Source organism: Bilophila sp., from assembly GCF_057864385.1.
This window is the reverse complement of the sequence record NZ_DBMAFI010000018.1, coordinates 20,348-32,831: the sequence shown is the minus strand read 5'-3', so window position 1 is coordinate 32,831 and position 12,484 is coordinate 20,348. Positions and strand designations below refer to the sequence as shown.

Below are 12,484 nucleotides of genomic sequence, written 5' to 3'. Positions count from 1 at the left end.
CCCTACTCGGCCTTGCCAGGGCCTGTGCCGACGGGCTGATCCGGCAGCTCCACATCCTGAACGGAGGCTTGCCGAATCCGCACGGGCTGGCCGGGAACGGCTTTGTTGCCGCCTTCCACCACGATGCGCTCACCGGCCTTCACGCCTTTGTTCAGCAGGAAACTGTCGCCGTAGTTGTCGCCGAGATCCACCGGGCGCATCTCGGCCTTGTCGCCCTCGCCTATCACGACGACCATACTGCCCTTCTGCGTCTGGATGACGGCCTGCTGCGGGATCAGGATGGCGTTGACCAGCTCCATGCCGGAAAGGGTGACGCGCACGAACTGGCCGGGAAGGACGAACAGATCCGGGTTGACGAACTCGGCACGGGCCGCGACCACGCTGGTATTGGTATTCACCTGCTTGTCGATGAAGGTGATCGCCCCCTTCGTCCGGTAAACCGTCCCGTCCGCGAGGGTAATTTCAGCCACAGTCCCGTCGGACTTGAGCCGCCCCTGTGCCTGAAGCGCGCGCAAGCGCATGAACTGCGGGCTCGGTATGGCGAAGTTGGCGTAGATGGGATCGTTCTGGTTCACCACGGTCAGGAGGCTGCCGTCCTGCGAACCGGCGGTGATGAGGTTGCCGACCGTCCGGTATTCGCGGCTGGCGAACCCGGCGACCGGGGCGGTCACATAGGCGTGGCTGAGCTTGATTTCCGCTTCGCTCACGGCGGCCTTGGCGGAATCGAGGTCGGCCTTGGCGCTGTCGTAAGCGGCCTGGGCGTCGTCGCGGTCCTTCTGGCTGACGGCGTTCTTCTTGTACAGCGGCAGGACGCGGTTCAGGTTCTGGCGGGCCTGCGTGAATCTGGCCTGCGCCTGCTCCATGACGCCTTTGGCCTGACGGAGCGCCGCCCTGTAGGTATCCGGCTCGATCTCGAACAGCAGTTGCCCCTGCTTGACATACTGCCCTTCGTTATAAGCGCGGCGCATGAGGATTCCCGAAACCTGCGCCCGCACCTCGACGGCGCGGGAGCCTTCCGTCTGCCCCGCATAGGTGAAGCTGACCGGGACATTGCGCTCCTCGACGGTCATGACGCCCACGAGCGGCGGGGGAAGCGAAGCCGTCCGGCCCTTTTCCTCTGACTTGCACCCGCCCACAAGCAGCAAGGCAAACAGCGTGCATACGGACACCATCAACGACAGAGGGGTACCAACTGGAGATTTCATCAGCTATTCCTTACGTTATCCGTTTCCCTAACGCCGCATCGAACCGATGCGCATTGACATGCCGCCGCCGCATCGACTACTCAAAAGATCTCGTTTGGGCTTGACGGTAGCATGTACCGTACATGGAGAAAAGAGTCCTATACTCATAAATCGTTAGAGACAGGGATATCATGCGACATTTTCTGCTCCGCGGCATTCTCATCGGCGGTTCGATGGGCGTCCTGTATGCGCTTGCCGGTTTTTCCGACAGCCTTCCCAGAGCCTTCGGCGTAGGCATGATCGGGGGGGCGCTTGCGGGCCTGACCCTCGCCATCCGGAAGCGCAAGCGCAAGGATCGGCAATGACCCAAGCATCCGGCGAGGCAAACGCCCCATTGGGGAACAGCCGTTTTGAGGCCATCGCCTCCAGCGCCCTTATCGGGCGCTTCTTCGGCGTTCCCTTTTTCCGCCCTTCCGTCAGCTCCGCCCTGCTCTTCAACGTCTGGGCCTACCTGCTCGGCCCGTTCGCCTTTTTCCTCTTCGGCCTTTGGCGCAAAGGCATCGTGCTCCTTGCCGTGGGCCTGTTTCTGTACGCCCCGCTCATCCTGCCCACGGGCGCCTCCGCGCTCACGGACATCCTCATTGAGGTCTACACGCCGTACTATCAAGCCCTTCAAGGCCTCGCCCTGCTCTTCGTCCTGTTGTTCTGCCTTGGGCGCGGCTTCTGGGCCCTGCTCGCTTTCCTCACCTTTACCGCCGTCTTTTTGTACGGCTCGTTCCACACCGAACGCCTGTACATCGGGCCTGCTTTTGGAACCGCCTATGCATGGCTGAACATGGGCATTGTCTGGAAGGCGTTGTTTCAGGCCGGGCTTTTTTCCCTTCTCGGACGGTGCTGGCCGGGCCTTGCCGCCATCCTCATCGACGGATTCGCCATCTGGTATATTGGCCTGCCCCTGAACCTGCCCGTTTCCGTCCTCCCCGCCGCGGCCTTTCCCATCTTTTGCGGCATGATGGCTACGTATGACCGGTATCGGAAGGATGTACTGCGGGAGACGTTTTGGTGGTAATATGAAGAATTGGAGGGGGAAGGGGAAACTTTCTAAAGAAAGTTTCCCCTTCCCCCTCCAAGCCTCCCCCATCCCCTTCAAAGACTTTCGACCTTATCGAATCCCTTCCGCCATGTTTCCCTGTCGGCAAAAACCGTTGCCTGCGATAGGATGTGTTCGCCTTATCTCTACAGGATAACAACAATACAGCCTTTTTCTCCATTTTCCGCTGGAGGGCTCCATGTTGGGGGATTTTATTGGTTGTTCCTTTAGAATTTCAAAAAATAAGGCTGTGTCATAGAAAATGGTTGATGCTTTTTCCTTAAAATTCCAAAGGAATAGCCAACAAAATGCCTTAGCCATAGATTCCGCCAACGGAAAAACCAGATAAAAAAGCCGTATTTTTATCGTACAGTAGAGATAAAACAACCACATACTATGACAGAGCCAAAAATAAAGCATCTACCGTTTCCTATGACACCAACCCCTTCCCTTCCAACAAGCTGAATGGGACGTGGCGGCTGCATACCTTGCCGCCAGCCAATCCCCCGTATAGTGTGGTTCCTTGTTTCGGACACTTCATATCCTCAACATACTGAAGCCCATAAAGAAAGCCGCCCGAAAGATATTCGGACGGCTTTTTATTTCCAAACCAATGTTTCCGCTCACGCCGGAACGAACTCCCTCCGCGCCGCCTCCCCACCAGTCGAAAGTCTTGGGAGGGAGAGGGGTGGGGTTTGGGGAGGGGAGAGGGAAACCTTTCTCCAGAAAGGTTCCCTCTCCCCTCCCCAATATTCTACTTCTCTTCCTTCTTGTCCTTCGCTTCCTCACGAAGGCGCAGGCCGAGCTCACGAAGCTGCTTCGCGGACACCACGTCCGGCGCGTTGGTCATGAGGCAGGTGGCCTTCTGCGTCTTGGGGAAGGCGATGACGTCACGGATGGACGGCGAATCGGACATCAGCATGATCAGGCGATCCAGGCCGAAGGCGATGCCGCCGTGCGGCGGGGCCCCATGCTCAAGCGCCTGAATGAAATAGCCGAACTGCGATTCGTAGGATTCCTTGGAAAAGCCGAGGGCTTCAAACATCTTGCGCTGCACGGCCGCTTCGTGGATACGGATGGAGCCGCCGCCCACTTCGTTGCCGTTCAGCACCATGTCATAGGCGCGGGCCTTGGTGGAGGCGGGATCGGACACCATCTTCTCCAGATCGCCGTCCTTGGGCGCGGTGAAGGGATGGTGGCAGGCCACATAGCGTTTTTCCTCCTCGCTGTACTCATACAGCGGGAAGTCCGTCACCCACAGGAAGTTCCAAGCGTTTTCGGGAATCAGGCCGAGCTTTTCGCCAAGGTGCACGCGGAGGTTGCCGAGCGCGGCGTTCACCATGCCGGGCTCGCCGGCCTGGAAGAACACGATGTCGCCCACGGAAAGGCCGAGGGCTTCGGCGAGGCCGGCGCGTTCCTCATCGGACAGGAACTTGGCGATGGGCGACTGCCATTCGTTCTCGCGGATCTTGATCCACGCGAGCCCCTGCGCGCCGTAGATTTTCACGAACTCGGTGAGCTCGTCGATCTCCTTGCGGGTCAGGCTTTCGCCGCCGGGCACGCGCATGGCCTTCACCAGCTTGGCGGAGGCGAACAGCTTGAAGCCGGAATTGCTGACGATGGAGGTCACGTCCTGAAGCTCAAGGCCGAAACGGGTGTCGGGCTTGTCCACGCCGTAGCGGGACATGGCCTCGTCCCACGTCATGCGGGGGAACGGGGCGGGAATGTCCACACCGAGCGCTTCCTTGAATACGCGGATCATGAGGCCTTCGGCCATATCCATGACCTGCTTTTCGTCAGCGAAGCTCATTTCGATATCGACCTGCGTGAATTCCGGCTGACGGTCGGCACGGAGGTCTTCGTCACGGAAGCAGCGCGCGATCTGGAAATAACGGTCGAGCCCGGCGATCATGCAGAACTGCTTGAACTGCTGCGGCGACTGCGGCAGGGCGTAGAACTGGCCGTGGTTCAGGCGCGAAGGAACGAGATAGTCGCGCGCGCCTTCGGGGGTCGACTTGGTGAGGATGGGCGTTTCCACTTCAAGGAAGCCCTGCGAGGCCAGCTCGTTGCGGATGGCCATAGCGGTACGGCTGCGCAGCGCGAGGTTGCGGGCCATGCGCGGGCGGCGCAGGTCGAGGTAGCGCCACTGGAGGCGGAGGTTTTCGCCAGCCTCCACGCGATCCTCAATCTGGAAGGGCGGGGTCTTGGACGTGTTCAGCAGCTTCCATTCGCTGACCACGACTTCCACTTCGCCGGTCTTGAGGTTGGGATTGACCATACCTTCCGGGCGGGGGCGCACCTTGCCCTTCATGGCAAGCACATATTCCGAACGCAGCGCACCGGCCTTTTCGTGGGCTTCGGGGGCGTATTCGGGGCTGAAAACGATCTGCGTCAGGCCGAAACGGTCACGCAAGTCCACAAAAATCAGGCCGCCGTGGTCACGCCGGTACTGCACCCAACCCATGAGGCAGACTTCCGCCCCGTTGTCGGCCCCGGTCAACTCTCCGCACGTGTGGGTGCGCGTCCAGCCGCCAAGCGGCTGGCAGGCGACCGACAGTTCCTTCTGTTCTTCGCTCATACCAAACATTCCTTTACAAGCTATTTCTGAAGCCGGGCCACAACATCGGCAAACGCCACGGAAGCCTGTTCGCCGCTGTCCATATCCTTGAGCATGACCGTTTGGGCGGCGAGCTCGTCTTCACCAATGAGGAGGCAGAAGCGCGCGCCGGACTTTCCGGCCTGACGCATAGCGCTCTTGACGCTGCGGGAAGAAAAGCCCATTTCGCCGCGGAACCCCGCATCGCGCAGGGCCTGCGTCAGCCCGTAGGCGGCGTCGCGGGCGGCGTCGGTCAGCACGACCGTAAAGAAATCGGGGCGGGCGGCTCCCGCTTCCGGCTGGGGAAGCAGCAGCGCGAGGCGTTCCATGCCGCAAGCGAAACCAAGGCCGGAGACGTTGGGGCCGCCAAGCTGTTTGACGAGGCCGTCATAACGCCCGCCGCCGGCCACGGTGCCCTGTGCGCCGATCTGGTCGGACACGATTTCAAAGGTGGTGCGGGTGTAGTAGTCCAGCCCGCGCACCAGCCGGTGGTTGATCACGTAGGGCACCTTTTCGGCGTCCAGCAGGCGGCGCACCGTATCGAAATGCGCGGCGCAGTCGGGGCAGTTGTGATCCAGAATCTTGGGCGCTTCGGCGGTGTGCTCCTTGCACGAGGGGACCTTGCAGTCCAGCACGCGCAGGGGGTTGGTCACCATGCGGCGGCGGCAGTCTTCGCACAGGGCGCTCTCATCCAGCTCGGAGAGCCACTTGCGCAGCGTCTCGCGGTAGGCGGGGCGGCATGTGGGGCAGCCCAGCGAATTGAGTTGGAGGCTCAACCCCTTGAGGCCCAACGCTTCGAGGAAGCGCATGGCCATCGTGACCAGTTCGGCGTCCGCGTAGGGTTCGGAAGGCCCAAGGCATTCGCAGTTGATCTGGTGGAACTGCCGCATACGGCCCTTCTGGGGGCGCTCGTAGCGGAACATGGGCCCGATGGTAAACAGCTTGGTTACGGCGTCGCCGCTCCGTCCGCTTTCGATATACGCACGCATGACCCCGGCGGTCGCTTCGGGGCGCAAGGTCAGGGAACGGCCCTTACGGTCAGGGAAGGTATACATTTCCTTCTGAACCACATCGGTTTCCGTCCCGATGCCCCGGCAGAAAAGTTCCGTCCGCTCAAGGATGGGGGTGCGCAGTTCGGTAAAGCCGTAACGGGAAAAGGTTTCCCGCGCTACGGCTTCCATATGGGTGAAAGCGTCGCTGTCTGGGGAAAACAAATCGGCGAAGCCTTTGATCGCGGTAACATTATCGCTCATGGCCTGTACTCGTGGTTCGGTGTGACGTTGGGATCGGATGGGCGTCCGAACGAAACAGGATAGAGCAATCGCAGGCCGTTGTCAAAAAAGGACGGCCCGAAGCCCACATATCTTCCCCTCCCTTTTGCCGCCTCCGGTCACGCAACAAGCATGAGGCCGCTCCGTTACACTTTCCAGCCGGAACCTCCGGCTATCCATGCAGCCATGCAGCCTTTCGGGCTTGCTGCCCTTGAGTTTTGCCCCACCGGTTATACATGCAGCCATTACAGGCAGCCAGACCTACCGTCCGCCGGATATGCTCCCCTCTGGTTCCAGATGCAGCCACGCAGATGGCGTGCCCCTGAAGAGGAAAGGGCCTCCTGTTACGGATGCAGCCATGCTGCGAGTCCGAGCAGGGCGGACGACAGCAGCAGGGACAGCGCTGCGGCGGCGGAACAGCAAGGAACCATCAGGCAGCCAACGAACCCCGCCAGCACAAGCGATTCCCGCGCCCGGCGGCCTCCCGCCCCGTTCCTCCGGGAGAAAAATGCCTTGAAGACACAGGCGAAGGGCCACGAAACCGCCCAGAATAAAACCGGAAAACAGCGTTTCACCGCTCCCCCAAAAAACTCCGCACGCGGCCCCCTCCGGGCCCCGTGAAGCCAAAGGATCCGGCAAGGCCGAGCGCCAGCCGGAACGCCGCCGCACCCGAAACGAAGGCAATGAGCAGGTTCTCCAGCGTAAGCATCCTCCAGCGTTCCATAAATACGGCAAGGCAACATGCCGCAAGCGGAGGCAGCAGATCCGCCGGGCCAAGGCAAGCGTCCACCGCCGTTTCCCGCCCGCTACATGGCAAGAATCCCGCGAATGGCGTTCACAAGGATAAAACCGCCGCAGAAGATGCAGACCCATGCGACCATCTTGCGGAGCTTCATGGTGTCCATACGGTTGGCCATGTACACGCCGAGGAGGATGCCGAGGATCTGGATGACGATCATCAGCGCCCCGACCTTGTAGTCAATGGCCCCGTGCAGGAAATTGGCGACGGTGCCGGAAAGGGCGACCGGCACGGAATAGACCTGCCCCGCCCCGATGGCGATGAGCGGCGGGAAGCCGAGCGCGATCATGATCGGCACGGAGAGCACAGGCCCGCCCGCGCCCGTCAGCCCGGCGACGAAGCCCACGCCGCTGCCGACGGCGAACAGCACCCAAAAGCGCGACCGCCGCCCCTCTTCCATAAAGGAAAAACGCCGCCCCTTCACCGGGCAGAACACCAGCGCGCCCGCCAGCAGGATCAGCAGGGCAAGGATGAGATTCAGGTACGGCGCGGCGGTGAGGGCCTTCACGTCAGCCCCCACATACGTAAACAGGAACCCGCCGATGCAAATGGGGATCGTCGCCTTCCAGTCCACATGGCCGAGCCTGATGTACAGCCAACTGCACAGGCTGGTCGTGAAAATGAACGTAAACAGGGTAGTCCCCATCGCCACATGGCTGCCCAGCCCGGCAAGGTAGACAAGAGCCGGAATCAGGATGATCCCCCCCATGCCGGTACACCCGACAAGAAACCCGACGATGAAGCCAACGATGATCATCATTCCCATCAACATGGACGTGCTCCTTCCTTTACCGGGAAGCCTTCCCCTCCCAGCATGACAAAGCCGCACCACCCCTTGGCGGTACGGCATCCTTTCCGCGTCAGGCCCTGCTTATGCTTCCGAAGGGCGCTCCGCCCTCGCCAGCAGGAACGCCGCTTTCTCGGCGCGGGGGCGCTGCTTCACCTCCCACTCCAGACGGCACGCGGAAGAGGCGTCCGGCTGCGCCACGCAGCACACCAGCTCGACGGGGCGGCGCGCCCGCGTATACTTCGCGCCGCGGCTTCCCGCGTTGTGTTCCTTCAGCCGCCGCCCCATGTCCGTCGTCACCCCGCAGTACAAGGTGGCGTCGGCGCATCGGAGCAGATAGACATACCACATGGCTTCCCCTCGTGCGGAGGCCCCCATGCAACGGCCTCTTCCCGCTAAAAAACAGCCCTTCAAACGTGTTCCGAACCCAGCCCGGAAGCTCCACGCGGGGCATCCCGGATTCAATCCCGCCCCCAAAGGGAAGCGCACGCTTCTTTCCCGGATTTTTTCCGTACGAGGCCGTATCGTTGTCTTACATTTAACTATTTGAAACTATTGAAAACAACATTTTACAATCTGAAAACAATTAAAATAGTTTCAACAGATTATATCCAGTTGACGACACGGCCTAGGCAATGGGGCGTACCGGGCGGACTCTCGGAATGCCGAACAGGATGGCGAATACGGCGGCCACCGCGAGCAGCATGCAGTACCAGTTGTTCCCGGCAATGGACAGGGGCGAAAGCTTCGCAATGGAACCGGCCAGCAGCAACTGCGCCCCATAGGGGATGAGCCCCTGCACGACGCATGAGAAAATATCAAGTAAGCTGGCGCTGCGCCGCCTGTCAACTCCGTTCGAGACCGCGATTTCGTGCGCCACCTTGCCCGTCAGGATGATGGCCACCGTATTGTTCGCCGTACACAGATTGGCAAGCAATACCAGCAGGCTGATGCAGCATTCGCCCGCCTTCACCGGGGACTCGGCGGAGAGCTTCCGGGCCAGCCCGTTCACACGCTCCAGCAGCCAACTGATGCCGCCGTGGTAACGCATGAGCTCCCCGAGGCCGCCCACCAGCATGGAGAGCACCATGATCTCGTTCATGCCCACAAAACCGCTGTAAATATCCTTGCACCACCGGATGGGCGTATAGCCGTCTACGGAGGCAATGCCCACCGCGCCGGTAAACACGATGCCCGCCAGCAGCACGATGAACACGTTCACGCCCGCGAGCGCCATGACCAGAATGGCGAGATACGGGATCACGCGGATAAACTGATACTCCTCATGCCTGACCACCTGCCCCGAAGCCCCGGCGAACCACAGCAGGGCCAGCGTGACGAGCGCGGCGGGCAGGGCGATGAGCAGGTTCATGCGGAACTTGTCCTTCATCTCGCAGCCCTGCGTGCGGGTGGCGGCAATGGTCGTATCCGAGATCATGGACAGGTTGTCCCCGAACATGGCCCCGCTCATGACCACGCCGAGAAGCAAGGCCAGCGGGATGTCGGTCTGTTCGCCCACGCCCACCGCAATGGGCGCGATGGCGGCCACGGTTCCCATGCTGGTGCCCATCGCCGTGGAAATGAACGCCCCGATGAGGAACAGCCCCGGCAGGATCATGGACGGGGGCAGCATCGAGAGCCCGAAATTGACCGTGGCCTTCACCCCGCCGATGGCCGAAGCCACGGATGCGAACCCGCCCGCAAGCAGGAAGATCATGCACATGGTAATGATGTTGATTTCACCCACGCCCGAAAGGAACACGCCGATCTTTTTGTTCAGATCGTCCTTGCCCTGAAGGATGGCGAGCACGATGGCGGGGATGATCGCCACCGTCGCGGAAAGCTGATAGAACGGCATATCCGTCCCGGCTACGGTCAGGGCTATGCCCGTCCCAATGAACAGGGCAAGAAAGACGATCATGGGCAGCAGCGCCCTGAAGTTGGCTTTTTCGGACATGGGACACGCTCCGCGGCAGGTCTCGGTTTGGGAAAGGCCCGGTTTGGGCAAACGACGGGCGTTCAGCTTATATCAATGTATGCAGATAAACAATGCCCAATCCGTCCCTCCCCGTCCCTTCCCCCTTGTCGGCGGGAACGGCTTTACGCTACACTTACGGCATGGAGACGAACCGCCCATGAAATCCTGCCGGCTCACCGAGGTCAAAAGCTACAATGTCCCGTTCGCCAGACTGCCGCGCCCGGTGTTCTGGTTCAACGACTCGTTTGAGGCGGGCACATGGAGCGACCTGCACCGGCATGAGCACTGGGGCGAGCTGGCGTTCATGCGCTCAGGATACATGGTCATCTGCACTGAACTCGGCAACTATGCCGCGCCGCCGCAAAGGGCCGTCTGGATACCTCCCGGCCTGACCCACGAATGGTACATCCCGGAACCGTCCGTGGACAACGCCCTGTACATCATGCCCCACGTCCTGCCTCCCGGCCCCCGGTTCCAGCGTTACCACGCCATGGAGGTTTCGCCCCTCGTCCGCGAGCTCATCCATGCCCTCGCCCCGCAGCCCTGCGACTATGAAGAGCCCGGCCCCGTGGCCCGGATGGTCTCCGTCCTGCTCGACCAGCTCCCCCTGCTCCCCGAAGTGGGCTTTCCCCTCCCCATGCCCCGCGACCGCCGCCTCGTCGCCCTGTGCACCGCCCTCCTCAACGAGCCGGACTCCCCGGAAACGATCCGCGAATGGTGCACGCGCCTCGGCATGTCCGAACGCACCCTCGCCCGCCTGTTCCAGCGCCAGACCGGGGAATCCTTCGGGCGCTGGCGCCAGCGCATCCGCCTGCACCATGCCCGCGCCCAGCTTGAAGCGGGGGAAAGCGTCACCGCCGTGGCCCTCAACTGCGGCTACGCCTCCGTTTCCGCGTTCATCGCCGCCTTCAAGAAGCTCTTCGGACGCACGCCGGGCCAGCTCGCCCGCTGACGCGCACGCCGCTCTCCCGCCCCTTCGGGGCAGCCATCTCCCCACGCCCGCACTCCAACGCCCGCCTCCAGCCCACCGTGTCCACGCGGTATCTGCCGGATGTGGGGACTCAAGTATTATGCCTGTCCATCCCACCGCGCCTGCGCAGGCATCCTCGCCAACAATGCCGACTTCCCAATGATGCCAACGGATTCATACCCCTTGATTGATGCCGTGTTACGCCCATTGATTCCCTTGAGCCCTTCCAAGGCATTTGCTGGTGAGCCCAATGACGAAAAGCTGCGTCATAAAAAGGCTGATGCCTTGTTTCTTAGGCTGTGTCGCCATGCTACTTATAATTATTTGAAATCATTAAAATAATCTTTTTTCGTAACTTGAAAAATAGTTAGATAATTTCAATAGATTATATCTAATTGACGACACAAGCTAAAAAAATAGGTGTGTTATAGAAAATGGTTGATGCTTTTTTCTTGAAGCTCCAAAGGAATAACCGGCAAAATGCCTCAGCCGTGGATCCCGCCAAGGGGAAAACCGGAAAAAAAGGCTGTATTTTCATCGCACTGTGGAGATGAAACAACCATAAACTATAACAGAGCCCAAAAATAACCAATAAAAATGCTACTCATCAGACTACTAACGAAGGACAGGATAAAAATTTGTATTTTCAATATGTTGTAGAAACAAACAAAAAAACACACATGCCGTAATAGGGCAAAAAAATTTCCCCAGCGTCTATCTGGAATTGCATACAACAGCATATCAGTCTGTTGCTATGGCAGAGCCTTTGCCAAAGGCTGTGTCATAGAAGCGGTTGATGCCTTATTTCTTGAAACTCCAAAGGAATCCCCCCCAAAAATACCTCAATCATGGAGTCCCTCAGCGAAAATTTGGATAAAAACCTGTATTTTCAGCGTACTGTAGAGATAAAACAACCACACGCCCTGACAGGGGCAAAAAAATTTCCCCAGCGTCTATCTGGAATTGCATACAACAGCATATCAGTCTGTTGCTATGGCAGAGCCTTTGCCAAAGGCTGTGTCATAGGAAGCGGTTGATGCCTTATTTCTTGAAACTCCAAAGGAATCCCCCCAAAAGTGCCTCAATCATGGAGTCCCTCAGCGAAAATTTGGATAAAACCTGTATTTTCAGCATATTGTAGAGATAAAACAACCACATGCCATGACGGGGCCTTGCCCAAAACCGCATACGTTTCTTTACCGCCTCCCGATATGCTGGCCTCATTCATCGGCCTTTTTCCAATGGCTGTGCCATAAAAAATGGCTGACGCTTTTTTCCTTGGAGTTCCAAAGGAATAACCGGCAAAATGCCTTAGCCACGGGTTCCGCCAAGGGGAAAACAGGAGAAAAAGGCCGTATATTCACCATGCTGCGGAGACAAAACCGGGGCATGTTTTCGGGCATGTTGATGCTGTAGATTTTCACCATGTCACGGGGACAAAACCAGGTTCGCACTTTTCTGGCCTCATTGCCGGGGACTTTCACCATGTTACGGAGACAAAACAGCCACATATCCTGACAGAGCCTTTCCAATTCCCTTTCTCTCCCACTCCAACACCCTCCATCCTCTTCCGCCTCCCGCCGGAACGGACTCCCGCCGCGCAGCCTCCCCACCAGTCGAAAGTCTTGGAGGAGGATGGGGTGGGGCTTGGGGAGGGGAAGGAGGAACTTTCTTCAGAAAGCTCCTCCTTCCCCTCCCCAATATCCCCCTCGCCGCCCCGCCTACCCGCCATCCCCGCCCATTTTGGCAGGATCGCGATACTCTTTGGCAGAATGCGAGAAGACGGGAAGGCCGGAAGGCGCGTATAGG

General features: G+C 59.5%; 11 protein-coding genes. 3 read left to right on the top strand and 8 right to left on the bottom strand.

Annotation, left to right across the window (positions count from 1 at the left end; genetic code table 11):
* Positions 1 to 2: 2 nt before the first annotated feature.
* Positions 3 to 1,205, bottom strand: a complete 1,203-nt coding sequence (locus ACZM8Y_RS07815) for an efflux RND transporter periplasmic adaptor subunit (RefSeq protein ID WP_482330686.1) — start codon at positions 1,203 to 1,205, stop codon at positions 3 to 5.
* A 170-nt stretch (positions 1,206 to 1,375) separates the two neighbouring features.
* Between ACZM8Y_RS07815 and ACZM8Y_RS07810 the strand changes: the two genes are divergently transcribed.
* Complete coding sequence (locus ACZM8Y_RS07810; protein ID WP_482330687.1) at positions 1,376 to 1,549, top strand: hypothetical protein; 174 nt, start codon at positions 1,376 to 1,378, stop codon at positions 1,547 to 1,549.
* Positions 1,546 to 2,253 carry a hypothetical protein gene (locus tag ACZM8Y_RS07805; RefSeq protein ID WP_482330688.1) on the top strand — a complete coding sequence of 236 codons (708 nt, stop codon included), beginning with the start codon at positions 1,546 to 1,548 and terminating at the stop codon, positions 2,251 to 2,253. The genes ACZM8Y_RS07810 and ACZM8Y_RS07805 overlap by 4 nt, the downstream gene beginning before the upstream one ends.
* Positions 2,254 to 3,028: 775 nt before the next feature.
* Here the strand turns inward: ACZM8Y_RS07805 and aspS are convergent.
* From aspS to ACZM8Y_RS07770, 7 genes are all read right to left on the bottom strand, one after another.
* On the bottom strand, positions 3,029 to 4,852 hold the full coding sequence (gene aspS / locus ACZM8Y_RS07800) for an aspartate--tRNA ligase (protein ID WP_302551386.1): 1,824 nt from the start codon (positions 4,850 to 4,852) through the stop codon (positions 3,029 to 3,031).
* Between the two features lie 20 nt (positions 4,853 to 4,872).
* Complete coding sequence (gene hisS, locus ACZM8Y_RS07795; protein ID WP_302551387.1) at positions 4,873 to 6,123, bottom strand: histidine--tRNA ligase; 1,251 nt, start codon at positions 6,121 to 6,123, stop codon at positions 4,873 to 4,875.
* 362 nt (positions 6,124 to 6,485) lie between these two features.
* Complete coding sequence (locus tag ACZM8Y_RS07790) at positions 6,486 to 6,716, bottom strand: hypothetical protein (RefSeq protein ID WP_482330689.1); 231 nt, start codon at positions 6,714 to 6,716, stop codon at positions 6,486 to 6,488.
* Positions 6,713 to 6,931 carry a hypothetical protein gene (locus ACZM8Y_RS07785; protein WP_482330690.1) on the bottom strand — a complete coding sequence of 73 codons (219 nt, stop codon included), beginning with the start codon at positions 6,929 to 6,931 and terminating at the stop codon, positions 6,713 to 6,715. The genes ACZM8Y_RS07790 and ACZM8Y_RS07785 overlap by 4 nt, the downstream gene beginning before the upstream one ends.
* Before the next feature lie 16 nt (positions 6,932 to 6,947).
* Positions 6,948 to 7,712: a sulfite exporter TauE/SafE family protein gene (locus ACZM8Y_RS07780; protein WP_337430969.1), complete on the bottom strand. Its 765-nt coding sequence runs from the start codon at positions 7,710 to 7,712 to the stop codon at positions 6,948 to 6,950.
* A gap of 99 nt (positions 7,713 to 7,811) precedes the next feature.
* Positions 7,812 to 8,078 carry a GIY-YIG nuclease family protein gene (locus tag ACZM8Y_RS07775; RefSeq protein WP_337430968.1) on the bottom strand — a complete coding sequence of 89 codons (267 nt, stop codon included), beginning with the start codon at positions 8,076 to 8,078 and terminating at the stop codon, positions 7,812 to 7,814.
* 277 nt (positions 8,079 to 8,355) lie between these two features.
* Complete coding sequence (locus ACZM8Y_RS07770) at positions 8,356 to 9,684, bottom strand: Na+/H+ antiporter NhaC family protein (RefSeq protein WP_337430967.1); 1,329 nt, start codon at positions 9,682 to 9,684, stop codon at positions 8,356 to 8,358.
* Between the two features lie 178 nt (positions 9,685 to 9,862).
* On the opposite strand from ACZM8Y_RS07770, the gene ACZM8Y_RS07765 reads away from it, so the two are divergent.
* Positions 9,863 to 10,657, top strand: a complete 795-nt coding sequence (locus ACZM8Y_RS07765) for a helix-turn-helix transcriptional regulator (protein WP_308771313.1) — start codon at positions 9,863 to 9,865, stop codon at positions 10,655 to 10,657.
* Positions 10,658 to 12,484 lie beyond the last annotated feature (1,827 nt).

Coding starts and splice junctions, on each gene's coding strand:
- ACZM8Y_RS07805 (WP_482330688.1), top strand. CDS start 1,546: ATGACCCAAGCATCCGGCGAGGCAAACGCCCCATTGGGGAACAGCCGT.
- ACZM8Y_RS07815 (WP_482330686.1), bottom strand. CDS start 1,205: ATGAAATCTCCAGTTGGTACCCCTCTGTCGTTGATGGTGTCCGTATGC.
- ACZM8Y_RS07810 (WP_482330687.1), top strand. CDS start 1,376: ATGCGACATTTTCTGCTCCGCGGCATTCTCATCGGCGGTTCGATGGGC.
- ACZM8Y_RS07775 (WP_337430968.1), bottom strand. CDS start 8,078: ATGTGGTATGTCTATCTGCTCCGATGCGCCGACGCCACCTTGTACTGC.
- ACZM8Y_RS07780 (WP_337430969.1), bottom strand. CDS start 7,712: ATGTTGATGGGAATGATGATCATCGTTGGCTTCATCGTCGGGTTTCTT.
- ACZM8Y_RS07770 (WP_337430967.1), bottom strand. CDS start 9,684: ATGTCCGAAAAAGCCAACTTCAGGGCGCTGCTGCCCATGATCGTCTTT.
- ACZM8Y_RS07765 (WP_308771313.1), top strand. CDS start 9,863: ATGAAATCCTGCCGGCTCACCGAGGTCAAAAGCTACAATGTCCCGTTC.
- aspS (WP_302551386.1), bottom strand. CDS start 4,852: ATGAGCGAAGAACAGAAGGAACTGTCGGTCGCCTGCCAGCCGCTTGGC.
- hisS (WP_302551387.1), bottom strand. CDS start 6,123: ATGAGCGATAATGTTACCGCGATCAAAGGCTTCGCCGATTTGTTTTCC.